Source organism: Alcanivorax sp. IL3 (assembly GCF_047495465.1).
GTDB classification, from domain to species: domain Bacteria; phylum Pseudomonadota; class Gammaproteobacteria; order Pseudomonadales; family Alcanivoracaceae; genus Alcanivorax; species Alcanivorax jadensis.
The window spans coordinates 1,753,164-1,779,757 of sequence record NZ_CP179931.1; the positions used below are offsets into that span (position 1 = coordinate 1,753,164).

At 57.9% G+C, this 26,594-nt stretch carries 21 protein-coding genes and 1 pseudogene; 16 read left to right on the forward strand and 6 right to left on the reverse strand.

The annotated features are described in order from the left end of the window. Nucleotides 1-337 precede the first annotated feature (337 nt). Nucleotides 338-1,621 carry a citrate synthase gene (gltA, locus tag ACMG4M_RS08195; protein ID WP_297764370.1) on the reverse strand — a complete coding sequence of 428 codons (1,284 nt, stop codon included), beginning with the start codon at nucleotides 1,619-1,621 and terminating at the stop codon, nucleotides 338-340. Between the two features lie 454 nt (nucleotides 1,622-2,075). On the opposite strand from gltA, the gene sdhC reads away from it, so the two are divergent. The 9 genes and pseudogenes from sdhC to sucD all read left to right on the forward strand — a co-directional run bounded on the left by sdhC (nucleotide 2,076) and on the right by sucD (nucleotide 13,475). After that, nucleotides 2,076-2,450: a succinate dehydrogenase, cytochrome b556 subunit gene (gene sdhC / locus ACMG4M_RS08200; RefSeq protein ID WP_084573340.1), complete on the forward strand. Its 375-nt coding sequence runs from the start codon at nucleotides 2,076-2,078 to the stop codon at nucleotides 2,448-2,450. Next, nucleotides 2,444-2,815, forward strand: coding sequence for a succinate dehydrogenase, hydrophobic membrane anchor protein (gene sdhD / locus ACMG4M_RS08205; protein ID WP_335625582.1), 372 nt, complete (start codon nucleotides 2,444-2,446; stop codon nucleotides 2,813-2,815). Before sdhC ends, sdhD begins: the two co-directional genes overlap by 7 nt. A gap of 3 nt (nucleotides 2,816-2,818) precedes the next feature. Next, nucleotides 2,819-4,594, forward strand: coding sequence for a succinate dehydrogenase flavoprotein subunit (gene sdhA, locus ACMG4M_RS08210; RefSeq protein WP_035244078.1), 1,776 nt, complete (start codon nucleotides 2,819-2,821; stop codon nucleotides 4,592-4,594). 14 nt (nucleotides 4,595-4,608) lie between these two features. Next, complete coding sequence (locus ACMG4M_RS08215; RefSeq protein ID WP_035244079.1) at nucleotides 4,609-5,325, forward strand: succinate dehydrogenase iron-sulfur subunit; 717 nt, start codon at nucleotides 4,609-4,611, stop codon at nucleotides 5,323-5,325. A 395-nt stretch (nucleotides 5,326-5,720) separates the two neighbouring features. Beyond that, a complete protein-coding gene (locus tag ACMG4M_RS08220; protein WP_035244080.1) occupies nucleotides 5,721-8,555 on the forward strand; it encodes a 2-oxoglutarate dehydrogenase E1 component in 2,835 nt (944 codons plus the stop codon). Nucleotides 8,556-8,568: 13 nt separating this feature from the next. After that, nucleotides 8,569-9,829: pseudogene (gene odhB / locus ACMG4M_RS08225) on the forward strand (2-oxoglutarate dehydrogenase complex dihydrolipoyllysine-residue succinyltransferase). Nucleotides 9,830-9,922: 93 nt separating this feature from the next. Continuing rightward, nucleotides 9,923-11,362: a dihydrolipoyl dehydrogenase gene (lpdA, locus tag ACMG4M_RS08230; protein ID WP_414431105.1), complete on the forward strand. Its 1,440-nt coding sequence runs from the start codon at nucleotides 9,923-9,925 to the stop codon at nucleotides 11,360-11,362. A 71-nt stretch (nucleotides 11,363-11,433) separates the two neighbouring features. Beyond that, entirely contained in the window at nucleotides 11,434-12,603 is a 1,170-nt protein-coding gene (gene sucC, locus ACMG4M_RS08235) for an ADP-forming succinate--CoA ligase subunit beta (protein WP_035244084.1), read from the forward strand. After that, nucleotides 12,600-13,475: a succinate--CoA ligase subunit alpha gene (gene sucD / locus ACMG4M_RS08240; protein WP_272962660.1), complete on the forward strand. Its 876-nt coding sequence runs from the start codon at nucleotides 12,600-12,602 to the stop codon at nucleotides 13,473-13,475. Before sucC ends, sucD begins: the two co-directional genes overlap by 4 nt. Nucleotides 13,476-13,641: 166 nt before the next feature. Here the strand turns inward: sucD and ACMG4M_RS08245 are convergent, their stop codons facing one another. Beyond that, nucleotides 13,642-13,878, reverse strand: a complete 237-nt coding sequence (locus ACMG4M_RS08245; protein WP_035244089.1) for a PA3496 family putative envelope integrity protein — start codon at nucleotides 13,876-13,878, stop codon at nucleotides 13,642-13,644. Nucleotides 13,879-14,386: 508 nt separating this feature from the next. On the opposite strand from ACMG4M_RS08245, the gene ACMG4M_RS08250 reads away from it, so the two are divergent. The 5 genes from ACMG4M_RS08250 (at nucleotide 14,387) to sixA (ending at nucleotide 20,610) form a co-directional block, all read left to right on the forward strand. Next, nucleotides 14,387-16,012, forward strand: coding sequence for a hypothetical protein (locus ACMG4M_RS08250; protein ID WP_035244093.1), 1,626 nt, complete (start codon nucleotides 14,387-14,389; stop codon nucleotides 16,010-16,012). Beyond that, the gene (locus ACMG4M_RS08255; protein WP_035244095.1) at nucleotides 16,009-16,911 is read left to right on the forward strand and encodes a TIGR01777 family oxidoreductase; all 903 of its coding nucleotides are present in this window, start codon (nucleotides 16,009-16,011) and stop codon (nucleotides 16,909-16,911) included. The genes ACMG4M_RS08250 and ACMG4M_RS08255 overlap by 4 nt, the downstream gene beginning before the upstream one ends. A gap of 76 nt (nucleotides 16,912-16,987) precedes the next feature. Beyond that, entirely contained in the window at nucleotides 16,988-18,835 is a 1,848-nt protein-coding gene (gene htpG / locus ACMG4M_RS08260) for a molecular chaperone HtpG (protein WP_035244097.1), read from the forward strand. Between the two features lie 270 nt (nucleotides 18,836-19,105). Beyond that, entirely contained in the window at nucleotides 19,106-20,137 is a 1,032-nt protein-coding gene (locus ACMG4M_RS08265) for an NAD(P)H-dependent glycerol-3-phosphate dehydrogenase (RefSeq protein WP_272962680.1), read from the forward strand. Next, nucleotides 20,134-20,610 (forward strand): phosphohistidine phosphatase SixA, encoded by a 477-nt coding sequence (gene sixA / locus ACMG4M_RS08270; RefSeq protein WP_035244101.1) that lies wholly within the window; start codon nucleotides 20,134-20,136, stop codon nucleotides 20,608-20,610. The genes ACMG4M_RS08265 and sixA overlap by 4 nt, the downstream gene beginning before the upstream one ends. A 329-nt stretch (nucleotides 20,611-20,939) precedes the next feature. On the opposite strand, the gene ACMG4M_RS08275 is transcribed toward sixA, so the two are convergent. From ACMG4M_RS08275 to xthA, 4 genes are read right to left on the reverse strand one after another with little or no spacing between them, the layout of a single operon-like run. Next, the gene (locus ACMG4M_RS08275) at nucleotides 20,940-22,154 is read right to left on the reverse strand and encodes a serine/threonine-protein kinase (protein WP_272962657.1); all 1,215 of its coding nucleotides are present in this window, start codon (nucleotides 22,152-22,154) and stop codon (nucleotides 20,940-20,942) included. Nucleotides 22,155-22,205: 51 nt separating this feature from the next. After that, on the reverse strand, nucleotides 22,206-22,709 hold the full coding sequence (locus tag ACMG4M_RS08280; RefSeq protein WP_035244105.1) for a two-component system response regulator: 504 nt from the start codon (nucleotides 22,707-22,709) through the stop codon (nucleotides 22,206-22,208). A gap of 51 nt (nucleotides 22,710-22,760) precedes the next feature. After that, a complete protein-coding gene (locus tag ACMG4M_RS08285; RefSeq protein WP_035244108.1) occupies nucleotides 22,761-23,786 on the reverse strand; it encodes an ion transporter in 1,026 nt (341 codons plus the stop codon). Between the two features lie 3 nt (nucleotides 23,787-23,789). After that, entirely contained in the window at nucleotides 23,790-24,605 is an 816-nt protein-coding gene (gene xthA / locus ACMG4M_RS08290) for an exodeoxyribonuclease III (RefSeq protein WP_272997958.1), read from the reverse strand. 244 nt (nucleotides 24,606-24,849) lie between these two features. Here xthA and ACMG4M_RS08295 point away from each other — a divergent pair, with 244 nt between their 5' ends. Together ACMG4M_RS08295 and ACMG4M_RS08300 are read left to right on the forward strand one after the other, a co-directional pair. Next, the gene (locus ACMG4M_RS08295) at nucleotides 24,850-25,662 is read left to right on the forward strand and encodes an alpha/beta fold hydrolase (protein ID WP_035244110.1); all 813 of its coding nucleotides are present in this window, start codon (nucleotides 24,850-24,852) and stop codon (nucleotides 25,660-25,662) included. Then, nucleotides 25,662-26,510 (forward strand): alpha/beta fold hydrolase, encoded by an 849-nt coding sequence (locus ACMG4M_RS08300; protein ID WP_035244111.1) that lies wholly within the window; start codon nucleotides 25,662-25,664, stop codon nucleotides 26,508-26,510. Before ACMG4M_RS08295 ends, ACMG4M_RS08300 begins: the two co-directional genes overlap by 1 nt. Nucleotides 26,511-26,594: the final 84 nt, after the last annotated feature.

The window sequence follows — 26,594 nt, forward strand, 5'->3', positions numbered from 1 at the left end:
ATTAACGGAAAGTCGATGCTTGCATGGAGGGCGGGGATTTGGCAAACGGTTGCCTCATCCAGGCTTTTGACGCCATGGCATGCTGTTACACCACACCTCTGTAGGAGCACCTCTCGAGGTGCGAACCCGAGCGCCAGCAAGGGACACGGTAACCTTTACCATCGATTTTTTTCCGAAACCCTGCATCAGGTTCAGCCGTGATGTCTTCGTCATGTTCAGGGTTCGCACCTCGAGAGGTGCTCCTACAGCAAGGGATAGGAGTAGAGGGACGGGGGGATTCTGAAGACACAAAAAAACCGCCCGGAGGCGGTTTTTTTGTGTGGCGCTAACGAGGCGGTTATTTGCGCTCGTTGACCGGTACGAACTCGCGTTCGGTCTCGCCGGTGTACAACTGGCGAGGGCGGCCAATTTTGTACGGGTTGGAGATCATTTCGTTCCAGTGTGCGATCCAGCCCACGGTACGGGACAGAGCGAAGATCACGGTGAACATGGAGGTCGGAATGCCGATCGCCTTGAGGATGATCCCGGAGTAGAAATCCACGTTCGGGAACAGCTTCTTCTCTTTGAAGTAGGGGTCGCTCAGGGCGATTTCTTCCAGCTTCATGGCCAGTTCCAGCTGCGGATCGTTGACACCCAGTTCGGCCAGAACATCGTGGCAGGATTCGCGCATCACGGTGGCACGCGGATCGTAGTTCTTGTAAACGCGGTGACCGAAGCCCATCAGCTTAAACGGGTCGTTCTTGTCTTTGGCTTTGGCGATGTAGGCGTCGATGTTATCCAGCGAGCCGATTTCGTCGAGCATGTTCAGCACGGCTTCGTTGGCGCCACCGTGTGCCGGGCCCCACAGGGCAGAGATGCCAGCAGCGATACAGGCGAACGGGTTGGCACCGGAGGAGCCAGCCAGACGCACGGTAGAGGTGGAGGCGTTCTGCTCGTGGTCCGCATGCAGGATGAAGATGCGATCCATGGCCTTGGCCAGGGTCGGGCTGATCTTGGATTCTTCACAGGGGTTGCCGAACATCATGTGCAGGAAGTTCTCTGCGTAGCCCAGGTCGTTGCGCGGGTACATGAAAGGCTGGCCCAACGCGTACTTGTAGCACATGGCCGCGATGGTGGGCATCTTGGCGATCAGGCGGTACGCGGTGATCTCACGGTGCTCGGGATTATTGATGTCCAGAGAGTCGTGGTAGAAGGCAGACAGCGCGCCAACTACGCCACACATGATGGCCATCGGATGGGCATCGCGGCGGAAACCGTTGAAGAAGTTGCGAATCTGCTCATGCACCATGGTGTGATTCTTCACGGTGCTGATGAATTGATCGCGTTGTTCTGCGGTGGGCAGTTCGCCGTACAGCAGGGTGTAACACACTTCCAGGTAGTCGGACTTGCCGGCCAGTTCCTCGATGGAGTAGCCGCGATGCAGCAGCTTGCCCACTTCACCATCAATAAAGGTGATCTTGGATTCACAGGAGGCGGTGGAGGTGAAGCCCGGGTCGAAGGTAAAGACACCGTTGGCTACCAGTTTGGACACGTCAATAACATCGCGGCCCAGGGTCGGGGTGTAGATCGGCAGGTCCAGGTCCTTACCATCTACCTTGAGAGTGGCTTTCTTCTCGGTCATGGGAATCTCTCCATTGGCGGACGAGGGAACGTTCCTCAAGGCAAGGAAGGTCCTCCAAAGCGCGGGGGAAGGTAAAGTTTTGACACACCTTTGTCAACGCGAACCCGGGAACCGGTGGGTCAGACTTTTGTAGGGTAAACAGCCTGTTACAGCAATAACCGCATTTTGCATCAGGCTGGTGCAAGCTCTTTTTAGGGCGCTCACATCCGGTGCGCCATTGTAAATCAAGGCGTTAGAGGAAAGATACTGTGTTTGTATGGTGCGCAGCGTTTGTTTTGCTCAGGGCGCAGCGATATACTGCCGCCCGGCAGAAACCTCTGACTGGGGGTTTTGTGTGGGCCCACCCCGGCCCGGGCGAGGTTGTTAAGATCAGACTTCACGTTTTGATCTCAACAACTTTGCCAAAGTTCCCGACAACCGCCCCAACCTGGGGCCCGGCTATAAGTAGGCTACCGTGAACGATAAGCGACCCGTTAACCTCGATCTGAGCACGATCAAGTTCCCGGTCACGGCTATAGCATCTATCACCCACCGTGTAACCGGCGTTGCCATTTTCCTGGCGTTGCCGATTCTGTTGTGGATGCTGGATCGCTCCCTGGCGTCTCCCGAGAGCTTTGCGGACTTGAAAGAACTGATGACCTCCCCGCTGGTGAAGCTGGTGGTATGGGCCATTCTGGCTGTACTGCTGTATCACCTGGTGGCAGGTATTCGCCACCTTGTTATGGATGCTGGAGTGGGTGAGACCCTGGAAGGCGGCCAGCGTGGCGCCAAACTGGTGTTCATCATCTCTGTAGTACTGATTCTGCTGGTAGGAGGCTGGATATGGTAACCAGTGTGACGAGCCTGGGCCGTAACGGCCTGTATGACTGGCTCATTCAACGTGTGTCTGCCGTTATCATTGGTGTGTACATGATCGGCATGCTGGGCTACCTGATGTTGTCCGGTGATCTGGACTACGGCAGCTGGAAGGCCCTGATGGGCTCTGTCTGCATGCAGATTGCCAACACCCTGCTGGTAGTTTCCGTTGCTGCACATACCTGGGTAGGCCTGTGGGGTGTAACCACCGACTACCTGACCGGCATGACCTTGGGTAAAGCTGCCACCGGCGTGCGCCTGATTGCCCAGGTGGCAATCGCTCTGGCTCTGGTGGTGTATCTGCTGTGGGGTCTGGTTCTGATCTGGGGAGGGGCGTAATCCATGTCCATTCGCACTATTACGTTTGACGCTATCGTCGTAGGTGGTGGTGGTGCCGGTATGCGCGCCTCACTGCAAATGGCCCAGTCCGGTTTCAAGACTGCGCTGATTTCCAAAGTATTCCCGACCCGGTCGCACACCGTGTCCGCCCAGGGCGGTATTACCTGTGCCATCGCGTCTGCTGATCCCAACGATGATTGGCGCTGGCACATGTACGACACCGTCAAGGGCTCCGACTACATCGGTGACCAGGACGCGATCGAATACATGTGTAATGTGGGCCCGGAAGCGGTCTTTGAACTGGACCACATGGGTCTGCCGTTCTCCCGTACCGAAGAAGGCCGTATCTACCAGCGTCCGTTCGGTGGTCAGTCCAAGAACTTCGGTGAAGGCGGTCAGGCGGCCCGTACCTGTGCGGCCGCTGACCGTACCGGCCATGCGCTGCTGCATACCCTTTACCAGCAGAACCTGAAGAACGGCACCCAGTTTTACAACGAGTGGTATGCCTCCGAACTGGTCAAGGACGACGAAGGTAATGTCTGTGGCGTGATCGCCATCGATATTGAGTCCGGCGAGACCGTGTTCTTCAAGGCCAAGGCAACCGTCTTTGCTACCGGCGGTGCCGGTCGTATCTACGCTTCTACCACCAATGCTCTTATCAATACCGGTGACGGTGTTGGCATGGCTTTGCGTGCTGGCGTGCCGGTACAAGACATCGAAATGTGGCAGTTCCATCCCACCGGTATTGCCGGTGCAGGCACACTTGTTACCGAGGGTTGTCGGGGCGAGGGTGGCTATCTGATCAACAAGGATGGCGAGCGTTTCATGGAGCGTTATGCGCCAAACGCCAAAGATCTGGCCTCCCGCGATGTTGTTGCCCGTTCCATGATGATGGAAATTCTGGACGGCCGAGGCGCTGGCCCGAACGGCGACCACGTATTCCTCAAGCTCGACCACCTGGGTGAAGAAGTGCTGCACAGCCGCCTGCCGGGCATCTGTGAACTGGCCATTACGTTCGCACAGACTGATCCTGTGAAGGAACCGATCCCGGTTGTGCCGACCTGTCATTACATGATGGGTGGTATCCCCACTAACGTTCACGGTCAGGCCATCAAGCTGTCTGGCGGCCATGAAGGTGAAGAGCAGTTCGTCAACGGTCTCTTTGCAGTGGGCGAAGTCGCCTGTGTATCTGTACACGGTGCAAACCGCCTGGGCGGTAACTCGCTGCTGGATCTGGTGGTGTTTGGTCGGGCTGCAGGCCTTTATATCGAGGATCAGCTACGCCAGGGCATGACCCAGTACGAGCCTACCGATGCCAACATCGACGAAGCTATGGCGCGCCTGCGTCGTTGGGATGAGTCTACCAGTGGCGAATCCATTCCGGCCCTGCGCAAGGAGCTGCAGAGCGTGATGCAGAATCACTTCGGTGTATTCCGCAAAGGCGATCTGATGGCGGAAGGTGTGGCCAAGCTTGCGGATCTGCGCGAGCGCATTGGCAAGGCGCATCTGGATGACAAGAGCAAGCCGTTCAACACTGCGCGTATCGAAGCGCTTGAGCTGGAGAACTTGCTGGAAGTGGCTGAAGCCACTGCCATTGCAGCAGAAGGTCGTACCGAGAGCCGTGGTGCCCATTCCCGCTACGATTTCCCTGATCGTGACGATGAGAACTGGCTGTGCCACTCCATCTTCGACCCGAAAGCCAAGAAGCTGGGCAAGCGTGACGTGAACTTCAAGCCGAAGACTGTCGACACCTTCCAGCCCAAGGCTCGGACCTACTAACGGAGAGTAATACGATGAAAGTTAGTATCTATCGCTACAATCCGGAAACGGACCGCGAGCCGAGCATGAAGGAGTATGAGGTTGATACCAATGGTAAAGACCTCATGGTGCTGGACATCCTTGCTCTGGTGAAAGAGCAGGATTCCTCCATGTCCTACCGTCGCTCCTGTCGTGAGGGTGTATGTGGCTCTGACGGCATGAACATCAACGGCAAGAACGGCCTGGCTTGTATCACTCCGTTGTCCCAGGTGGCACCGGGTGTACTGGAAGGCAAGAAGCCGCTGATCCTGCGCCCGTTGCCGGGCCTGCCGGTGATTCGTGACCTGGTGGTGGACATGGGTATGTTCTACAACCAGTACGAGAAGGTGCAGCCGTTCCTCCAGAACACCAGCCCGGCGCCAGCTATCGAGCGCCTGCAAACTCCGGAAGACCGCGCCAAGCTGGATGGTCTTTACGAGTGCATTCTGTGTGCCTGCTGCTCTACCAGCTGCCCGAGCTTCTGGTGGAACCCGGACAAGTTCCTGGGCCCGGCGGCCCTGTTGCAGAGCTACCGCTTCCTGGCGGACAGCCGCGACACGGCTACCGAAGAGCGACTGAGCAAGCTGGATGACCCCTTCAGTCTGTTCCGTTGCCACGGCATCATGAACTGTGTCAGCGTGTGTCCGAAAGGTCTCAACCCGACCCGGGCCATTGGCCATATCCGTTCCATGTTGCTGGAACGGGGCATCTGACCCGAACGAAGAAGGCGGCCATCTGGCCGCCTTTTTTGTATCTGTTACCGTAAGAAGTGTCGTTGAATGGTGTCTATTCGACGTTTTGCCAGTGCCGTAACGGATAGAAAAAGTGTTAAGTTGTTTTATCAAAATCGGCGTCTAACAAAACCGAAATAAAAGGGCTACACTAGACGACGATTCGAGGTAATCCCTCGTCGAGACGTGACAGAACACTCACCCTCACCCCACCCGGTGAAGTTGGGCGGTTTTGTTTCATCTCATGGGTGGGGCAGGGCTTAAAAGGCGCTGTCCCGGACAATACAAAGCGTACGGGAACAGGGTCGCCCCCCTGTGGTCGCAGTGACACCACCTACCACAGAGTGTGACACCTCCCGCTGAAGGAACGAGCTGACATGCAAGACAGTTCCATGCAGCGCCAATGGCAGTCCTCCCATATCGGAGGAGCCAATGCCGCCTATGTCGACGAACTGTACGAATCCTATCTGACTGACCCCAATTCTGTGCCGGAAGACTGGCGCGTCTACTTCGAAAAACTCCCCAGTGTTGATGCCGCCGTCGAATCTGACGTTCCCCATGCGGCTGTTCGTGAATACTTCCTGTTGCAGGCCAAGAATCGTTCCCGGGTGCAAAAGTTCGGTGCCAGTGCTGTCAGCACCGAGCACGAGCGGCGCCAGGTGCGAGTGCTGCACCTGATTGCGGCCTACCGCAACCGGGGCCATCAGGTGGCGAAGCTGGATCCACTGGGGATCATGGAACGCGAAGCAGTGCCGGATCTGGAGTTGTCTCACCACGGGCTAAGTCCCGCGGACCTGGATACCGTATTCCAGACCGGTAACCTGTTTATCGGCAAGCCCGAAGCCACCCTCCGTGAAATCGTTGACTGTTTGCAGGGCACCTACTGTTCCAGCGTGGGTGCTGAATACATGCATATCGTCAACACTGCGGAAAAACGCTGGCTCCAGCAGCGCATGGAAGGTGTGCGCAGCCATCCGGAGTACGGTGAAGACGTCAAAAAGCATATTCTCGAGCGTCTCTCCGCCGCAGAAGGCCTGGAAAAATATCTGGGCAGCAAGTACCCGGGTACCAAGCGTTTCGGTCTGGAAGGGGGCGAATCCCTGATTCCATTGATGGACGAAATCATTCAGCGGGTGGGCAGCTACGGCGCCAAGGAACTGGTCATCGGCATGGCCCACCGGGGTCGTCTGAATGTGCTGGTCAACACCCTGGGCAAGAGCCCCAAGGATCTGTTTGAGGAATTCGATGGCAAGAGCTTTATCGAAACCGGCTCCGGTGATGTGAAGTATCACCAGGGCTTTTCCTCCAATGTGCAGACCTCCGGCGGTGAAGTTCACCTGGCCATGGCGTTCAACCCATCGCATCTGGAAATCGTCTCCCCGGTTGTGGAGGGCTCGGTGCGGGCCCGCCAGGATCGCCGGGAAGACCATGAAGGCGAACAGGTCGTACCGATTCTGCTGCACGGCGATGCCGCCTTCGCCGGTCAAGGCGTGGTCATGGAAACCTTCCAGATGTCCCAGACCCGGGGCTTCTATACCGGTGGTACCCTGCACGTGATCATCAACAACCAGGTCGGCTTTACCACCAGCCGTCGTGATGATGCGCGCTCCACCGAGTACTGCACCGACGTGGCAAAAATGGTGCAGGCCCCCATTTTCCACGTCAATGCAGATGACCCGGAAGCGGTGTACTTCGTCACTCAGCTGGCGGTGGACTACCGCATGCAGTTCAAGAAGGATGTGGTGATTGACCTGATCTGCTATCGCCGCCTGGGTCATAACGAGGCGGATGAACCGTCTTCTACCCAGCCGCTGATGTACAAGAAGATCAAGTCCCACCCGACTACGCGAACGCTTTATGCGGAGCGTCTGGTCAGTGAGGGCGTGGTCAGTGAGCAGGCAGCACAGAAAACTGCTGACGATTACCGCAACATGCTGGATGCGGGCGACCACGTGGTGAAATCCCTGGTGCGTGAACCCAACAAGTCCCTGTTCGTGGACTGGTCACCCTACATCGGCCATCAGGTGGAAGATGACTGGGATACCAGCTATCCGCTGAAAAAATTGCAGGATCTTGCCACTCGCCTGGAAACGCCGCCGGAAGGTCTTGTGGTCCAGCGGCAGGTGAAAAAGATTCTCGAAGATCGCCGCAAGATGACCGCCGGTGCCTTGCCGTTGAACTGGGGGTACGGTGAAACCCTGGCCTACGCCACCCTGATCGATCAAGGCTTCCATGTGCGTCTCACCGGGCAGGATTCCGGCCGCGGCACTTTCTCTCACCGTCATTCGGTGCTGCACAACCAGAAAGACGGTGAGCAGTATGTGCCGCTGCAGCATCTCTATGAAGGGCAGCCACGTTTCGATATTTACGATTCGTTGCTGTCCGAAGAGGCGGTGCTGGGCTACGAGTACGGCTACTCCACTACCACCCCCAAGACGCTGGTGATCTGGGAAGCGCAGTTTGGCGACTTCGCCAACGGCGCCCAGGTGGTGATCGATCAGTTCATTTCCTCAGGGGAAGCGAAGTGGGGCCGCCTGTGTGGGCTGACCATGCTGTTGCCCCATGGCTATGAAGGGCAGGGGCCTGAACACTCCTCCGCCCGTCTGGAACGTTTCCTGCAACTGTGCGCCGAGCACAACATGCAGATCTGCGTTCCCAGCACCCCGGCCCAGATTTATCACCTGTTGCGCCGCCAAGCAGTGCGCCCGCTGCGCAAACCATTGGTGATCATGAGTCCCAAGAGTTTGCTGCGGCATAAAAAAGCGATTTCCACCCTGGAAGATCTGGCTGACGGTATTTTCCGTACCGTGCTGGATGATCCGGCAGAGCTGGATCGTGACAAGGTGAAACGGGTAGTGATGTGTTCCGGCAAGGTGTACTACGACCTGCTGGAGAAGCGCGACAGTGATGAGTTGATCGATACCGCGCTGATTCGCGTCGAGCAGCTCTATCCGTTCCCGGAGCAGCGCTTGCAGGAAGTGTTGGAGGGCTACCCCAATCTGGAAAACCTGGTGTGGTGCCAGGAAGAGCCCATGAACCAGGGCGCCTGGTATTGCTCGCAGCACCATATGTACCGGGTGGCCCGCGAGGTCGGAGACCTGCGGGTGCATTACGCTGGCCGTGATATGGCTGCCGCGCCGGCAGCTGGCTCCATGGCCCTTCATGTGGAACAACAGCAGCGTCTGGTCCAGGACGCCTTCGAGATCAAGTAAATAAGGATTAGGCATGGCGACTGATATCAAAGCTCCGCAGTTTCCCGAATCAGTAGCGGACGGCACCGTAGCCACCTGGCACAAACAGGAAGGCGAAGCGGTCAAGCGTGATGAGCTGCTGGTGGACATCGAAACCGACAAGGTGGTGCTGGAAGTAGTGGCACCGGCTGACGGTGTAGTCAGCAAAATTCTCGCCGCAGAAGGCGACACCGTTGAGAGCCAGCAGGTGCTGGGTCATTTCGAAGAGGGCGCCAGCGGTTCGGCGTCGTCTGGTGGCGACAAGGCCGATTCGGCTCCGGCCGAGCAGAAGGAAGAGGAACCGGCAGCAGAGAAGGCACCCGCCAATGAGGCTGCCAGCGACGACGATAGCGCCTCGGATCAGGCCGGCCCGGCGGCCCGTAAGTTGATGACCGAACATGGCGTTGCCGCTGCACAAGTGACCGGCACCGGCAAGGGCGGCCGCATCACCAAGGCGGATGTGGAAAAAACCATCAGCGATAAGGAAGAGAAGCGGGCCAACCAGCCAGCACCGCAGCAGCCGGCCACCCTGGATGTACCGGCAACGCCGGGTGAACGCGAAGAGCGTCGGGTTCCCATGACCCGTCTGCGCAAGCGTATCGCCGAGCGACTGGTGTCTGCCCAGCAGAACTCCGCCATGTTGACCACCTTCAACGAGGTCAACATGAAACCGATCATGGATATGCGCAAGCATTACCAGCCGGAATTCGAAAAGGCTCACAACGTGCGTCTGGGTTTCATGGGCTTCTTCACCCGTGCCTGCGTGGAAGCGTTGAAACGGTTCCCGGCCGTGAATGCGTCCATCGATGGCGAGGACATTGTGTACCACGGTTACTACGACGTGGGTGTGGCAGTGTCCACCGAGCGTGGTCTGGTGGTTCCGGTGATTCGCGATGCGGACCAGCGCGGTCTGGCGGAAGTGGAATCCCAGATCATTGAGTACGGTCAGAAGGCCCAGAAGGGCAAGCTGTCCATCGAAGAAATGACCGGCGGCACCTTCACTATTTCCAATGGCGGGGTGTTCGGCTCACTGATTTCCACGCCGATTCTCAACCCGCCGCAGACAGCCATTCTCGGCATGCACAAAATCCAGGAACGCCCCATGGCGGTGAGACGGCAAGGTGGAAATCCTGCCGATGATGTACCTGGCGTTGTCCTATGACCACCGTTTGATCGATGGCAAGGAAGCGGTGCAGTTCCTGGTGGCAGTGAAGAACTTTATCGAAGATCCGGCGCGTTTGCTGCTGGATATCTGAATGTATGCCTGCACGCATCACGTTGGCACGCAATCACGCTAAGGGCGTGCCAGCGTGTTTCGTGCAGCGTGCCAGCGATTGAAGGAATAGATCATGGCTGACAAGTACGACGTCATTGTCATCGGTGGTGGCCCCGGCGGTTATGTGGCTGCCATCCGTTGTGCGCAACTGGGTTTCAACACGGCCTGTATCGAGAAACGTATCAACAAGCAGGACGAGCCCGCACTGGGTGGTACCTGCCTGAATGTGGGTTGTATCCCCTCCAAGGCCCTGCTGGATTCTTCCTGGAAGTATCACGAAGCGCAGAGCTCCCTGGCGGACCATGGCATCAAGCTGGGCGACGTGAGCCTGGACCTGGATACCATGCACAAGCGCAAGGACACCATCGTTCGCAACCTGACCGGCGGCATCGCTCAGCTCTTCAAGGCCAACAAGGTCACCTGGCTGCAAGGCAGCGGGCAGTTGAAGAGTGGCAAGCAGGTGGAATTCTCGCCCCTGGAAGGTGATGCGCAGACCCTGCAGGCCGAGCACATCATTCTGGCTGCTGGCTCCGTGCCGGTGGAGATCCCGCCGACCCCGGTTGATCAAAAAATCATCGTCGATTCTACCGGCGCACTGGATCTCCCTGAAGTGCCCAAGCGTCTCGGTGTGATTGGTGCCGGTGTGATCGGGCTGGAACTGGGTAGTGTCTGGGCCCGTCTCGGCAGCGAAGTGGTGGTGCTGGAAGCAGTGGACACCTTCCTGCCGACGGTGGATCAGCAGATCGCCAAGGACGCCAAGAAACAGTTCAGCAAACAAGGCATGGATATCCGTCTTGGTGCCCGGGTTACCGGCTCCGAGATGAAGAAGAACCAGGTAGTGGTGAATTTCACCGACAAGGATGGAGATCACCAGGAGATCTTCGACCGCCTGATTGTGGCCGTGGGCCGTCGCCCCTATACCGAAGGCCTGCTCAGTCAGGATGCCGGTGTCAGCCTGGATGAGCGTAATTTCGTTTACGTGGATAACCAGTGCCGTACCGATGTGCCCGGTGTTTATGCCATTGGCGATCTGGTACGTGGCCCAGCACTGGCCCACAAGGCCATCGAGGAAGGTGTGATGGTAGCCGAGGTGATTGCCGGCGAGCACACCCAGGTTAACTACGATGCCGTTCCCGGGGTGATCTATACCCACCCGGAAGTGGCCTGGGTGGGCAAGACCGAAGAAGAGGTCAAGGAATCCGGTGACGCCTACAAGACCGGTGCAGTGCCTTTTGCGGCCAATGGTCGCGCCATGGCTGCCGGCGAAACCGGGGGCATGGTCAAGTTTGTGGCCGATGAGAAAACCGACCGCATTCTCGGCATGCACGTGGTGGGGCCACAGGCCTCGGAACTGATCCAGCAAGGCGTGGTGGCGATGGAGTTCGGCGCCACCATAGAAGATTTGCAACTGATGGTGTTTGGTCATCCGAGCCTGTCGGAAACCGTTCATGAAGCCGCCCTGGCCGTGGATTACAAGGCAATCCATGTGGCGCAGCGTCGGCGCAAGAAATAACGCCGCAGAACGGTCGCGAAGTGACGGCGTCCAGTCGGGCGCCACTCATTCATTGATATGGAAGTATTGGCATGAATCTCCATGAATATCAGTCAAAGCAGCTTTTTGCTGATTATGGTCTGCCAGTTTCTACCGGTTTCGCCTGCGATACTCCGGAAGAGGTTGCAGCCAAAACCAAAGAAATTGGTGGTGAAAAGTGGGTGGTAAAAGCCCAGGTACACGCCGGTGGCCGGGGTAAGGCCGGTGGTGTGAAACTGGTGAATAGCCCGGAAGAAGCGGCGGAGTTTGCCAAAAAATGGCTGGGTAAAAACCTGGTCACGTTTCAGACCGATGAGCATGGTCAGCCGGTGTCCAAGATCCTGGTGGAAACCTGCACCGACATCGCCAAGGAACTGTACCTGAGTGCGGTGTTTGACCGTGCCTCCCGGCGCGTTGTGTTCATGGCCTCCACCGAAGGTGGTGTGGACATTGAAACCGTTGCCGAAGAAACCCCGGAAAAAATCCTGCGGGCGGAAATCGATCCGCTGGTGGGTGCGCAGCCCTATCAGGCCCGTGAGATTGCTTTCAAGCTTGGCCTGGAAGGCAAGCAGGTTGGCCAGTTCGCGAAGATCTTTGTGGGTCTGGCGAAACTGTTCGAAGACAAGGATCTGGCGCTGATCGAAGTCAATCCGCTGGTGATCACGGACCAGGGCGATCTGCATTGCCTGGACGCCAAGATCAACGTGGATGGCTCTGCGCTGTATCGCCACCCGGACATCAAGGCGCTGGAAGATCCCAGTCAGGAAGACGAGCGTGAGCGTCGTGCGGCCGAGTGGGACCTGAACTATGTGGCACTGGACGGCAACATCGGTTGCATGGTCAACGGTGCTGGCCTGGCCATGGGCACCATGGACCTGGTGAAGCTGAAAGGCGGTGCGCCGGCCAACTTCCTGGACGTGGGCGGCGGTGCCACCAAAGAGCGTGTTACCGAAGCCTTCAAGATCATTCTCTCCGATGATCAGGTGAAAGGCGTGCTGGTGAACATCTTCGGCGGTATTGTTCGTTGCGACCTGATTGCCGAGGGCATTATTGGCGCAGTGGAAGAAGTGGGTGTGACCGTGCCGGTGGTTGTTCGTCTGGAAGGTAATAACGCGGAGCTGGGCTCCCAGAAGCTGGCAGAAAGCGGCATGAACATTATCGCCGCGCAAAGTTTTGATGATGCTGCCGAGCAGGTAGTGAAAGCAGTGGGAGGTGCCGCATGAGCGTACTGATCGACAAGAACACCAAAGTGATCTGCCAGGGTTTCACCGGCAGCCAGGGCACCTTCCATTCCGAACAGGCTATCGAATACGGTACCAAGATGGTGGGTGGTGTGACCCCGGGTAAGGGCGGCCAGACGCATTTGGGCCTGCCGGTGTTCAACACCGTGGCCGAGGCGGTTGCCGAAACCGGCGCCACTGCCAGTGTCATCTACGTGCCGGCACCGTTCTGCAAGGACTCTATTCTGGAAGCGGCCGATGCTGGCATCGAACTGATCGTCTGCATCACAGAGGGTGTCCCGGCGCTGGATATGTTGTACGTGAAGGAATACATCACCCGCAAAGGTGGTGTGCGTCTGATCGGTCCCAACTGTCCGGGTGTCATTACCCCTGGTGAGTGCAAGATCGGTATCATGCCGGGGCATATCCACCAGCCGGGCAAAGTGGGCATCGTATCCCGCTCCGGCACCCTGACCTATGAGGCGGTCAATCAGACCACCAAACTCGGCTTTGGCCAGTCCACCTGTATCGGTATTGGCGGTGATCCGATCCCCGGCACCACCTTTATTGACGCGCTGGAACTGTTCCAGAACGATCCGCAGACCGAAGCCATTGTCATGGTCGGCGAGATCGGTGGTACTGCGGAAGACGAAGCCGCTGCCTATATCAAGGAACACGTGACCAAGCCGGTGGTTAGTTACATCGCCGGCGTGACTGCGCCTCCGGGCAAGCGTATGGGCCATGCCGGTGCCATTATTGCCGGCGGCAAGGGCACTGCGGACGAGAAGTTTGCAGCCCTGGAAGCGGCCGGTGTGAAAACCGTACGCAACCCTGCGGAAATCGGTAAGGCCGTGAAAGAAGCGACTGGCTGGTAGTATAGTCCTTCGCTGATACAAAAAAGGCCGGCATTTCGCCGGCCTTTTTTGTTGGGGGTTGCCCACACTATTTCTATAGTCTCTGACAGGCGGAAAAGCGATCAGCCTTCTCCTCCAGGGTTAGGCCCTCAACAGGGGCCATAGAAATAGTGTGAGCAGCTCCCCCTCAGTGGAGAATGTCGTCGTCCAGATCGAAGAACTCATACTCGTTGAGTTCCTTTTTCAGGCGACGGGCCTCCAGACGATCTTCGATGCGATGACGCATGTCCATGTTGAACGCACGGGAGCGCGCGCTGCGTTCCTCCTGCTCTTCATCGTCCACGTCGTCATCCAGGATATCGAAATCTTCGTTCATCAGCAGATCTTCCGAATCAAGGTCTTGCTCATTACGATGGTTACTCATGGTGGCCTCCTGTATTTGACCTCCCCAAACAACCTGTTAATCGGCGAGCCAGGTCCGGGGTACCGGTTTCCTGACGTCCTCAGCGCCTGTATATATCCAGATTTTCCCGCTGACAAGTTTTTTTTTATTTCCGATGATAAGTGGTGGTGGCTGGAGCACCTGGCGGTGCAGCAAGCGGATCTGGCCGGCTGCTGCAGGGCTGAGTGTGATGGAGATCATGCCTGGCCGCTGGATAGAAAAATCAGTCACTTAAGTGCTGGAATGCCCGGCCCCGGCTTTGTAAAGTGGAGGCATCGGGATAACCTTTTCGCCTGGAGCCTGCAGAGCCTGTTCTGGCGTCTCCCGCAGGGAGGCTTGTGCAGCCACCCGGTTACCTTTGCCGAGAATCTGAAGAGGCCATATGCGTATTGCTGGCTAGCAGGGCAGCAAAGGCAAAAGCGCCAACAACGCTTCACAGAAGCTTATTCAATGCTCCGTTGAGAGAATCATCTGTTGAGAGAATAAGAAGATGGCAGAACTGCTGATCATTATTGGGGTAAGTGGCTTCATCATCAGCACCCTTGGCCTGATGAACGAGGCGGGTAGCCGGGGGCACAGTGCCTTGTTTTTCCTGTTACCCCTGGCAAGTCTGGGGCAGGTGCAGCAGCACTGGGAAGAATATCGCTGGTGGGCGCTGGGGCGTGTAGCGTCTTTGCTGACGGCGGCAGTAGGGGTGGCGCTGTTCCTAGCTACTGGCCAGAGCCCACTGGAACAGACACCCCGGCAAAACCTGGCGGGGCAGGCGGGCCAGGTTTTGCGGGGCGATAATATGGCCACCAGCACTGCATTTGTGACTTCTGAGGAGGCCGCGCTGCTGGTGGTAGAGGGTCAGGGAAAGGCCCTGTCAGGCCGTTTGCACGGGAAAAAATTCCGTTATGACCGGGTGGCACTGATAGACGGGGTCCTGACAGCCAGCCAGGGAAAAGGCTTCCTGCCCGAACTGGAAGTGCGCATTCTGCTGGGTTGGGATCCTGAAGAAATCACCGAGCGCCGCTCAATGCTGGTGAGCCCATCCGATGAGGGGGTTCCGGTGGTGCATTTATCCTGGAAACCGGAGGGGCAGGACTACCCGGAAACCCGCATCTTTTCCGGCGGTTACCGTCTGGAGCTGGCGCTGGCGCCGCTGGATACCGATCAGCTTTCCGGTTCCATGGTGCTGGTCATGCCGGACAGCTTCAAAAGCTATCTGGTCGGTGACTTCACGGCGTATTCCAATCATCTTCGTTATCGTAATGGCAATGTGGATTTGCATTTTGACCACGATGACACATTAGCCTATGTGGCAGAGGAGTATCTGGCGACCCAGTTCCCTGAAGGGATGCTGGAATCCGTGCAGGCGGAGCATGTCCAGCTGCGCCGCGCGGAGGCCACTGGGCAGGTAATGTCACGGGTAGTGTTGACCAGCGGTGCGGTGGAACAACGGCACGTGCGCCTGGAGAAGAGCGAAGTGGGTTGGGCTGTGGTCCCGGGCTCAATGGAAACGCGGGTGATTACTCCTCCGCGTGAGGGCAGTGCAACCCTGAGATCCCCCGTTTTCGAGGAGCCGGCGTCAGAAGAGGTGCAAGCCTTGCCGCCCGTGGAGAAGACCTTTCCGGAGCTAGTTGCCTATGTGGACAGAACGGTACTGCTGGAAACTCGCAGTGGCCGTGAGCTGGAAGGGGTATTGCGCCGCATCAGCGGAGATCGCCTGTGGCTGGTCATGAATGTGGGTAGCGGTAATGTAGAGCGCAGTGTGTCTGCAGAGGAACTTCAATCACTGACGTTGCCCAATGGACAACGGGTTGATCTGGTATCAGAGGACGATGGCAGTGATGAGGCAGAGGTTGTCTACGACAGTGAACGGCGGGCTGAACAACAGTCGGAGCAGGCAACGAAGGTGGACGAGCCTGTTGCGGAAATATCTGCGAAACTGAAGGAGCTGCGTGCCCTGGTAGGTCAATCCGTCACCATCACCGCCAGTGGCGTCGTCACCCGCACAGGAGTTTTGCAGGCGGTCACCGAGGATCATTTGACCCTGAGTGTGGCGATGGGAGCAGGCAACATCGAATACTTCTATGACATGAACAGCATTCAAAAGGTTGAGGCAGCGCGTTGAAGATACTGATTACCGGAGGCAGCGGATTTATCGGCCAGCATCTGTGCCGGAGACTGGCGGCACATGGGCACGATCTTGTCGTGCTCAGTCGTCGCCCGAAACGGGTTGCCAAGCTGTTGCCAGAAGAAACCCGTATCGTCTCGTCGCTGGATGATATTGCCGATGACGACCCCATCGACGGCATCATCAACCTGGCCGGTGAAAGCCTGTTTGCCGGGCGCTGGACGGAGCGTCGCAAGAAGGTGCTGTTTGATTCCCGTATTGGTGTTACCCAGGGCCTGGTGGCACTGGTGTCCAGGTTGCAACGCAAGCCGGCGGTAATGGTATCCGGCTCCGCAGTGGGCTTCTACGGGGACGCGGGTAATGCGGAATTGACTGAAGACAGCTCTGCCCGCAAGCGTGATTTCGGTTATCTGCTCTGCGATGCCTGGGAGCAATCGGCACGGCCCGTATCCCGTCAGGGAGTACGGTTGTGCCTGGTGCGAACCGGCATTGTACTGGGCCGTGATGGCGGCATGCTTGGCAAGCTGCTACCGGTTTACCGGCTCGGGTTTGGCGCCATGCTCGGCGATGGTAGCCAGTGGTTGAGCTGGATACACATCGACGACATGGTGGCGATTCTGGTGCGGGCGGTGGAAACCCCGGGGATTGACGGGGTATTCAATGCCACGGCACCGGCACCTGTTACCCAGCGTGAGTTTCATCAATCGCTGGCCAGTGCGGTCAAGCGACCGGCGTTTCTGCGAGTGCCATCAGTGGCTCTGCGTGCCGGCCTGGGCGAGCAGTCAGAGATCCTGCTGGGCGGGCAACGGGTCTACCCCCGGCGCCTGGAGCAACAGGGTTTCGTGTTCCGCTTTCCGGACCTGAAATCGGCGCTGGCTCACCAGATCAAGCGCTGATCCCTTTTACTCCCCCCTTGAAAAAGACACGGCTGCCCCTATTACTCCCGGGTGATTAATCCCAGAGGAGTCAGCCGTGTCTGCAGAAAAACAAACCCATGGTTTTCAGGCGGAAGTATCCCGCCTGCTGCACCTGATGATTCATTCCCTGTATAGCAACCGGGAAATCTTTCTTCGTGAATTGATCTCCAACGCCTCCGATGCCTGCGACAAGCTGCGTTTCAAGGCACTGGATGAGCCGTCGTTACTGGAGTCAGGAAATGACCCGGCTATCAGCCTGCGAATAGACAAGGAAGCGGGCACTCTCACCATCGCCGATAACGGAATTGGCATGAACGAGGAAGACGTGATCGAGAACCTGGGTACCATCGCCCGTTCCGGCACCGAAAAATTCCTCGCCTCGCTCAGCGGTGACCAGAAGAAGGACGCCCAGCTGATCGGCCAGTTTGGTGTAGGCTTTTATTCCGCGTTCATTGTTGCTGACCGGGTAACCGTGGAAAGCCGCAAGGCCGGTACCGATGTCTCCGCCGGGGTGCGCTGGGAAAGCGATGGCCAGGGTGAGTTTACCGTGGAAGCCATTGAGCGGGCAGAGCAGGGTACAGCGGTGGTTCTGCATCTGCGCAAGGATGCCAGGGAATTTCTGGATGACTTCAAGATTCGTCAGGTGGTGAACCAGTATTCGGACCATGTGGCGTTCCCGATCACGCTTGTCACTCCGGCAGAAGGTGACGACGAGGAAAAAGCAGAAACCCTCAATTCCGCCACGGCCCTCTGGCAGCGGCCCCGTCAGGAAATCAGTGACGAGGAATATCAGAATTTCTACAAGCACATCAGCCACGATTTCCAGGATGCCCTGAGCTGGAGCCACAACAAGGTTGAGGGCAAGCTGGAATATACCAGTCTGCTTTACATCCCTGCCCGGGCACCCTTTGATCTGTATCACCGTGAAGCCAATCGTGGCCTCAAGCTCTATGTGCAGCGCGTCTTTATCATGGACGATGCGCAGCAGTTTCTGCCCCAGTACCTGCGCTTTATCAAAGGGGTGATTGATGCCCCGAACCTGCCACTGAACGTGAGCCGGGAGCTGCTGCAAGACTATGGCCCGGTACAAAAAATCCGTGCAGCGCTGACCAAACGGGTACTGCAGATGCTCAAGAAACTGGGCAATGACGAGGAAAAATACGCCACCTTCTGGTCCCAGTTCGGCCAGGTGATCAAGGAAGGTATTGGCGAAGATCGTGACAATCAGGAGGCGGTTGCCGCCCTGTTGCGCTTTGCCAGTAGTAATCAGCCGGGCAAGGTGGCCACGTCGCTGGATCAGTACCTGGAGAACAAGCCAGCTGAGCAGGACAAGATTTATTATCTGTTGGCTGACAGCCCGTCAGCGGCAGAGAACAGCCCCCATCTGGAAGTCTTCCGCAAGAAGGGCATCGAGGTCCTGTTGCTCAGCGATCCGGTGGACGAGTGGATGGTCAGCTATCTGGACAGCTACAAGGATGTGAAGCTGATCAATGCGGCCCGTGGCGAGCTGGATCTGGGGGAAGAGACGGATAAGGCCGATAACGATAATCCATTGATCGGCCGTCTTGGCAGCATCCTGGCAGAACGGGTGGAAGCCGTGCGGGCGACTTCCCGTCTGGTGGACTCCCCGGCGTGCCTGGTGTTGGCCGAAGACCAGCTGGGGCCACAGATGCGCCGCATGCTGGAGGCTGCCGGGCAACCGGCGCCGGAAAACAAGCCGGTGCTGGAAGTGAATCTGGACCACAGTCTGTTACAGGCGTTGGCCGAGATGGAAGAGGGCGAACGCTTCGACGACATGGCCGCACTGCTACTCGACCAGGCCATGCTGGCAGAAGGTCAGTTGCCTAAAGATCCGGCGGCGACTGCACGACGCTTGCAGGAGCTTCTTGTTCGGGCGTTGTGATCACCACCTGTAGGCGCGCCGACTATTCGCTTCGCTTGGTGAGGCGCGAACCTCGGCGAGGGAATCTCCGCAGGCGATCAAGCCTGTCAGAACTCGACATGTGCATATGGGATGACGGACGGAAACTACTTCCGTCCTCGCTACGCTCGGGTTCGCGCCTCAAGAGGCGCTCCTACTGTTGGCTTCGCCCCAAGCTTGATGAGGCTTCCGTTGTCTCTGCTTCGATGGGCGCTTATGATGCCTCAAAAGCTGCTATACAAGGCGTTCCGTATGGAGCAGGAAAGACATAACGCAACAATTCTGGGCGGTGGCAGTTTTGGCACCGCCATGGCCAGCATTTTGGCCGCCAATGGCCACCGGGTGAATATCTGGGTACGTGACCCGGAAACAGCTGCGGCGATCAATCTGGATCGGGAAAACAGCCGCTATCTGCCCGGTGCTGAATTGCCTGCGGGAGTGAATGCCACAGACAGTCTGGAAGAGGCACTGGATCAGGCATCCCTGGTGTTTGTGGCGATTCCCAGCAAGGCGTTTGTGGACGTTCTTCGTCAGGCCAGGGAATGGGTGCCAGCTGGCACTATGGTGATCAGCTGTACCAAGGGGATTTATTCCGAAGGCTTTCTGCTGATGAGCGAAGTGTTGCAGCAGGAGTGGCCGCACGCCCGTATCGGTGCGCTCAGTGGCCCTAATCTGGCCAAGGAAATCGTCGAGCAGAAATTTAGCGGCACCGTGGTAGCCAGCCCCGATGAGGAGTTGTGCCAGGTGGTGCAGACGGCACTTAGCTGCGATTACTTCCGCGTCTATGACAACCCGGACATCTACGGCGTGGAACTGGGCGGTGCCCTGAAAAATATTTACGCGGTGGCCTCCGGCATGGCCGCGGCCATCGGAGTGGGTGAAAACAGCCGCAGCTTCATGATTACCCGTTCCCTGGCGGAAATGAGCCGTTTTGCGGTGGAGTTGGGTGCCAACCCGATGACATTCCTGGGACTGTCCGGGGTGGGGGATCTGATCGCCACCTGTAGTTCGTCGTTGTCGCGCAACTATCAGGTGGGCTTCCAGCTAGGCCAGGGGAAGAGCCTTGAGGAGGCGGTGGAAAGCCTGGGGCAAACGGCTGAAGGTATCAACACTATCAAGCTGGTGGCGGACAAGGCCGCGGAGCTGGACGTCTATATGCCCCTGGCTACGGCCCTGTATCAGATCGTTTACCATGGCCAGCCGCTGGAGCTGGTTATCCAGCAGTTGATGAGCGGGGAATACAAGCACGATGTGGAATTCCAGCTCGCTGGAGCCAGTGCATGAAGCTTTATCTCAGCCGCCACGGTCAGGCTGTTTCCCGGGCTCCTACCGATGCGCAGCGCCCATTGACCGAGACGGGCAGGGCGGCGCTGCTTGCCCACTGGCAAGGCATGCGGGATAGCGGAATTGCCGTATCGGCGCTGATCGCAAGCCCTTTTGTGCGCGCCCAGCAGACCGCAGATTGTATCGATCAGGTCTATGGTGGCTTGCCCCGACAAACCTGCGAGCAACTAGTGCCGGATGCCAACCCGCAAGCGCTTTTTGACTGGTTGCTTGCCAACCCGCCCGCAGATAACGCCGTGCTGGTGAGTCATATGCCGTTGGTGGCCCAGTTGACCGCAAGCTGGACCGGTTCGGTCGAGCGTATTGGTTTCAATGTGGGGACCGTGGCCTGTCTGGATGTGGAGGTGGCCGCTGCAGCCGGTGCCCGCCTGTTGTGGTTACGCAGCCCTGGCGAGGCCGTTTCTGGCCGCTAATCCGGAAAACCCTACCCTTGATAACGCGTTGCGTACCGTTCGCCGATAGGCGCTGGTCAGGTTGTTTGCGATTGCCCTAACCTGACCTTGATGACACTGGAACGCATGGCAGACTCCTGAACGGTGTCATCGGTACCACCCTAAGGGGGGAATGTGATGTCTCCTTGCATCACATCAACTTAGGCAGATCCTCGAGCACCAACCTATGTTGGTGCTTTTTTTATGTCTGTTATTCGGCGATCGCTATCCCGGCAGAAACCCTGTTTTCACAGTGAGTTCGCGAGGGGTAATGACACGGTTTTACTTTGTGAAATTGTGGATACTGGGTTTTAACTGGATTCAGAATCTGGCTCCCAGGCTAACCGTTCAATGGGCTGGCCATCGGCGGCCACCAGGTTGAGCAGAATTGGCAGGCGACCGAGAAATTCCAGCCCCTCTGACTGGCGAAGCTCTTTGAGATACTGTTTTACCCGGCCACTGATCCACGGATGCAGGGTTGCCTTGATGGTGACGCCCTTGCAGCGTGAGCCCCTTTGCTGGTGCCAGTCCTGGAGAGCGGAGCGCAGTACCGGAAAATGGGACTGGAACTGCTCGAAGTCGTCGGCCACCAGATAAATGTCGTACTGGTAGAGATTGCCTCGCCAGCTCATTCCTGCCTTGGTTTCCTTGAGCCGCAACCGTGGTGCCAGGGTGCCGTTGATCCCGGCTTCCTGCGGGCGGTAACGGGCTCGTTCGCGGGTGTAGTGCTCCGGGGATTCCAGGTGGTCGAGGGCCTCAACAAGGGCTGCGCCGCTCTCCGGTCGATCTGCCGGTGCCTTGGCCAGCAACTGGCGCAGTATTGGCTGATAATGGCGGAGTGTGACTGGCAGTAAAGGTATCGGCTCACGCAGGTGGGCCTGCGCCATAGCGCTGGTATCCTCGCCGTGATAAGGCGGTTTGCCAGTGAGCATTTCGTAGAACACACAGCCCAGGGAATACAGGTCTGATTGCGGTGTCAGCGGCTGGGAGCGGTGTTGTTCCGGGCTCATGTATTTGGGGGTGCCCATGATGCTGTTGGTAGCGGTGACGCTGTTATCGCGCAGCATGTTGGCGGCGATGCCGAAATCCATCAACAGTGCGGAGCCGTCGGCACGGAACATCACATTGTCCGGCTTCACGTCCCGGTGAATGAAGCCATGCAGGCCGGCGTAGTCCAGGGCGCCAGCCAATTGCCGCAGCACGTTTTCTGCTTCCCTGGGCTCTATGCCATCGCGAATGCGCTGTTTCAGGCTGCCCCCGGTCACGTACTCCATGCTCAGATAATAGTAACCCTCGTGCTCGCCCACGTCGTACACCGGCACGATATGGGGATGATTAAGGCTGGCCACGGTGCGAGCTTCCTGCATGAAGCGCTCGGCAAAGCTGGGTTCCAGGGCGAGGGAGGGGGTGAGTATTTTGATCGCGACCTGGCGCTCGAAGGAATGCTGGGTAGCGAGAAAGACATGCGCCATGCCACCCTTGCCAAGGCGTTCGGTAATTCGGTATCCGGGAAGTCTGATGGCCATGCTGTTATCGAGGTCGTCCTGACCGATTATTGTTGTCGGGCCCGGGAAAATTTACTCGGGCGGTTCGCCGTAAAGCGCCTTCATTTCGGCTTCGGAGCGACGGGCCTGGGCCAGTTTCGCTTCCAGTCGCTTCTTCTGTTGATCGAGGCTGAGGAAAAAGCTGACCTTACTCTGCAGCAGTTGCGGATCAATAGGCTTGAACAGATAGTCTACGGCACCACTACGATAACCTTGTTGCACAAAGCGGGTTTCTTTCGAGATCGCAGTCACAAAAATGATAGGCACATTCTGGGTGCGCTGATGGGATCGCATGATGCCGGCTACTTCGAAGCCGTCCATTTCCGGCATTTGTACGTCCAGTAAGACCAGGGCGTAATCTTCCTTGAGGAGCTTGGCCAGGGCCGCATTGCCGCTGGTCACGCTGTCCAGATCACAGTCCATATCTTCCAGTACCACTTCGAGCGCCACCAGATTCTGCGGGGTGTCATCCACCAGCAGGATACGGGAGCGGGGTAGTTGCAGATTGTCGTCACTGGAATCGGCAGTGGTACTCATGATGTGATCCGGTTGGCGTAGTCGCTGAGACTTTAGTCTTACTCGATGTTATCAACTTTTTTCGGGGCCGTCTTGCTCTTCCAGCTTCCATTGTTGCACGGCCATCTGGGCTTTTACCTGTTCCAGCACATCCAGCAAGGTATCGCGGATCAGCTGGTCGAGTTGCTCGCCTTCTCCCTTGGCGGCACCGATCAGATCGTGGAGAAGTTGCTCAAGCTGCGGCCGGTTGGCCGGTGAGGCCAGGTCATCCACCAATTGATCCACGAAAGCGGTGCCGGTCTCGCGCACGGCGTCGCCGAGCAGGGCGATAGCCCTTGGCCCGGCCACGGGGATGGCCGCCAGGCGTTTACCGGCCTGGGTGCGGGTCAGCGATTCGTCGGTCAGGTGGGCGAAATATTCCGCCAGTTGATCGCGATACTGGCCGTGGCTTTTCTGGGTCGCGTCGGCGATGCGGGTGGCGATAAAACTCACCAGCTTGTCCTGGCGCGGTGCCAGTACCTGAGTTTCGATACGATGCAGCAGCGGACTGCCGCCACCGATTTCTCGTTGGGCGCCGCTTAAGACATTGATGACCACGCGGTCGGACACTTCCTCTACCACGATGCCGTAATACTTGAGGATAGTCTGGCCCAGCCAGGTTTGTGACAGGTCGATAATGCCCATGCGCTGCAGACGCATGACCAGGCCAACCACACGCAGAATCCGCAACCAGCGGAAACTGCCCACCGGAATACAGCCGAGCAGGTCATACCAGTGGGCAAAGGGGTAGAAGAACCAGCGGTGGTAGGTGCTGCGGGCAATGGCGACAATCCAGCGGATGACGAACTCGGTCAGGTAGACAGCGACGAAACAGAGGTCGTAGAACAGAAAATTACTGTGGATGGTATCCCGGTAGAAGGCATGGAATGCTGGCGTCATCTCTGCCAGAAACCCCTGTACCGGTGGCACCTGGAAAAGCCAGTCGAACAGGATCAGGCCAAGGTTGAGGATGACCAGGGCAATCATCAACAGATCGATAACAAAACCGATCGTGTCCAGATTGAGCTTCAGCTTTTCCGGGTGCAGTTTGATCTTCATGGGTTAGCCGCGAAACCTGGCCCATACCGGGCAGTGGTCTGATGGTTTTTCCATGCCACGCAGGTCATAGTCCACCCCGGTGGTATCGAGTTTTTCCAGCAGCGGGGCTGTGGCCAGGACGGTATCGATGCGCAGGCCCCGGCGTGGCTCGCGCTCGAAGCCCCGGGAGCGATAGTCGAACCAGGAAAAGATGTCATCAGTTTCCGGGTTCTGGTGCCGGAAGGTGTCGGTGAGCCCCCAATCGATCAGGCGCTGCCACCATTCCCGTTCTTCGGGCAGAAAGCTGGTCTTACCCTCGCGTAGCCAGCGCTTGCGATTTGCTTCGCCGATGCCGATGTCCAGGTCGGTGGAGGAAATATTGAAATCCCCCATGACGGCCACCTGCTGGTCGGGTTGCTGGTGGTTATCCAGGTAGTTCTGCAGGTCCTGGTAGAACTTTTCCTTGGCAGGAAATTTGAGCGGGTGCTCGCGGTTTTCGCCCTGGGGGAAATAGCCGTTGAGCACGGTAATGGCAGAGCCATCGGAATGACGCAGGGTGCCAATGATCATGCGACGCTGGGCGTCTTCATCATCGGAGGGAAAGCCGTACTGAACCGATTCCAGCGGTTCGCGGGTAATCAGTGCCACGCCATAGTGGCCTTTCTGGCCAAAATAGTAGGGGTGGTAGCCCATGTCTCGAACCGCCTGTTCGGGAAACTCCGGGTCGTGAACCTTGGTTTCCTGCAGGCCGATCAGGGCCGGCTGATATTTATCGATGACTGCCTGCAACTGGTGCAGACGGGCGCGAATACCATTGATGTTGAATGAAATCAGGGTCATGGAGCCTCCTTTGTGCGGGCATTGTACACCAACAAAAGATGACCAAGGCAGACCACTCTGTGGCGTTATCGGACATGGTCCGGGGTGAACAGTTGCGGCTATGATGTCTCCTGAAACCGTGACTTCATCGTGGCGCCTGACGCAAGCCTTTGCCGCCACAGAAAATTCTTACGCCATGCATCTACGCTGAAGTCACGGTTTCAGGAGATCTCTTTTATTTTCGTGCCCAACTTAGGGAGACACCATGTCAGCAGTTTCCGCCGGTCGTCAGACGCTGGTCTTTGCCCACGCCAACGGCATTCCCGGCCATAGCTATGACACCTTTCTGGCACCGCTGGCGGACGAGTTCGATGTCATCATCATCGATCGCTTGGGCCACAATCCGGCTTACCCGGTGGATGCGGACTGGCATAGCCTCAGCCTGGAGCTGGAAGCCAGGCTCGAATCCCTGCCCAAGCCGCTGGTTGGAGCCGGACATTCGCTGGGGTCGGTAGTCATGTACCTGGTGGCCCAGCGCCGCCCGGAATGGTTTTCCGCGCTGATCATGCTGGACCCGCCGATGATGAATGGCTGGCACGGGGTGATGATGCATGCGGCGAAGCTGACCGGCATGATTGATCGAGTGACACCGGCGGGCAAGAGCAAGGGGCGGCTGGATTACTGGCCGAACAGGGAAGCCGTGGAAAGCTATTTTTCCTCACGCGGCCTGTTCCGGGCCTTTGATCCACGTTGCCTGGCAGATTATTTGCGCGCGGGGCTGGAGCCCTGGGAGGGCGGCTGGCGATTGCGTTTTCGCCCAGAGGTGGAAGTGGCCATTTTTCGACATACCCCCACGGCTGCCACACGCATGCCCAGGCTGAAAGTGCCCGGGGCGATTATCACCGGCAAGGGGTCGCCATCTCCGTTTCTCGACAGTGCCCGGCGCCATGTTCGCCGCCACGGCATGCTCCATCGCATTGCGGAAGGATCGCACATGTACCCACTGGAGAAGCCTGAACAGACCCTGGCCCTGTTTCGCGAAACCCTGCAAACGCTGCAACAGGGGGAGGCGAGTTAATGGCTGCAAAAGAGAAGAAATTTCACGTTTTCGGACAGACTCTGGCCGCCCTCAGCTGGGACGGCGAGGGCGAGCCGGTGCTGGCCCTGCATGGCTGGCTGGACAATGCCGCGTCCTATATTCCGCTGGCGTCGCAGTGGCAACGCCCCATGGTGGCACTGGATTTTTCCGGTCATGGTCACTCGGACCATCGCCCGGACGGGGTGGTAACCCACCTGGTGGATCATGTGCGAGATGTGCTGGCAGTGGCAGATCAGCTCGGCTGGCAACGCTTTACACTGGTTGGCCACTCCATGGGGGCGGGGATTGCCTGCCTGTTTGCGGCAGCGTTTCCGGATCGGGTCTCCCGGCTGGTGCTGATTGAAGGATTGGGCCCGCCCAGCACGCCCGGTAAGGACGTGGCCAGCACCCTGCGCAAGGCACTGGATGACATGATGGCTTTGGCAGACAAGCGCAAGCCGGTGTACACGGACATTGCCGACGCGGTTGAGGCACGCACCCGCGGCTTCGGTGGACTCAGCCGGGAGGCGTCTGCGTTGCTGAGTGAGCGTGGCCTGATGCCGGTGACCGATGGCTGGACCTGGCGGGCGGACAGCCGCCTGCGGCTGACTTCCTCGTTGCGGCTTACCGAAGAACAGGTGGAGGGTTTTGTTCGTGCCATTCAGGCACCGGTTTGCCTGATTCTCGGTGAGCAGGGCATGGGCGGCAACGGCATGTTCGATCACCGGCTGGACTGGTTGCCGGATGCCTCCGTGGTGCGTTTAGCGGGTCGGCACCATTTGCATATGGAAGCACCGGAGGTCGTGGCAGGCGCAATCAATACCTTTCTGGATGACAACAACCGCTGACTGACCAAAAGCACCAGACCTGTCCAGGCCACTGCCTGAAAGGGTCATGTATTGCCTTGCCCAGGCTCGCTAAGCTTCAGGAAA

What these genes read in the sequence shown, in the direction of transcription:
- gltA (WP_297764370.1), bottom strand. Translation starts at nt 1,621, where the DNA reads ATGACCGAGAAGAAAGCCACTCTCAAGGTAGATGGTAAGGACCTGGAC.
- sdhD (WP_335625582.1), top strand. Translation starts at nt 2,444, where the DNA reads ATGGTAACCAGTGTGACGAGCCTGGGCCGTAACGGCCTGTATGACTGG.
- sdhA (WP_035244078.1), top strand. Translation starts at nt 2,819, where the DNA reads ATGTCCATTCGCACTATTACGTTTGACGCTATCGTCGTAGGTGGTGGT.
- ACMG4M_RS08215 (WP_035244079.1), top strand. Translation starts at nt 4,609, where the DNA reads ATGAAAGTTAGTATCTATCGCTACAATCCGGAAACGGACCGCGAGCCG.
- ACMG4M_RS08220 (WP_035244080.1), top strand. Translation starts at nt 5,721, where the DNA reads ATGCAAGACAGTTCCATGCAGCGCCAATGGCAGTCCTCCCATATCGGA.
- lpdA (WP_414431105.1), top strand. Translation starts at nt 9,923, where the DNA reads ATGGCTGACAAGTACGACGTCATTGTCATCGGTGGTGGCCCCGGCGGT.
- sucC (WP_035244084.1), top strand. Translation starts at nt 11,434, where the DNA reads ATGAATCTCCATGAATATCAGTCAAAGCAGCTTTTTGCTGATTATGGT.
- sucD (WP_272962660.1), top strand. Translation starts at nt 12,600, where the DNA reads ATGAGCGTACTGATCGACAAGAACACCAAAGTGATCTGCCAGGGTTTC.
- ACMG4M_RS08245 (WP_035244089.1), bottom strand. Translation starts at nt 13,878, where the DNA reads ATGAGTAACCATCGTAATGAGCAAGACCTTGATTCGGAAGATCTGCTG.
- ACMG4M_RS08250 (WP_035244093.1), top strand. Translation starts at nt 14,387, where the DNA reads ATGGCAGAACTGCTGATCATTATTGGGGTAAGTGGCTTCATCATCAGC.
- ACMG4M_RS08265 (WP_272962680.1), top strand. Translation starts at nt 19,106, where the DNA reads ATGGAGCAGGAAAGACATAACGCAACAATTCTGGGCGGTGGCAGTTTT.
- sixA (WP_035244101.1), top strand. Translation starts at nt 20,134, where the DNA reads ATGAAGCTTTATCTCAGCCGCCACGGTCAGGCTGTTTCCCGGGCTCCT.
- ACMG4M_RS08275 (WP_272962657.1), bottom strand. Translation starts at nt 22,154, where the DNA reads ATGGCCATCAGACTTCCCGGATACCGAATTACCGAACGCCTTGGCAAG.
- ACMG4M_RS08280 (WP_035244105.1), bottom strand. Translation starts at nt 22,709, where the DNA reads ATGAGTACCACTGCCGATTCCAGTGACGACAATCTGCAACTACCCCGC.
- ACMG4M_RS08285 (WP_035244108.1), bottom strand. Translation starts at nt 23,786, where the DNA reads ATGAAGATCAAACTGCACCCGGAAAAGCTGAAGCTCAATCTGGACACG.
- xthA (WP_272997958.1), bottom strand. Translation starts at nt 24,605, where the DNA reads ATGACCCTGATTTCATTCAACATCAATGGTATTCGCGCCCGTCTGCAC.
- ACMG4M_RS08295 (WP_035244110.1), top strand. Translation starts at nt 24,850, where the DNA reads ATGTCAGCAGTTTCCGCCGGTCGTCAGACGCTGGTCTTTGCCCACGCC.
- ACMG4M_RS08300 (WP_035244111.1), top strand. Translation starts at nt 25,662, where the DNA reads ATGGCTGCAAAAGAGAAGAAATTTCACGTTTTCGGACAGACTCTGGCC.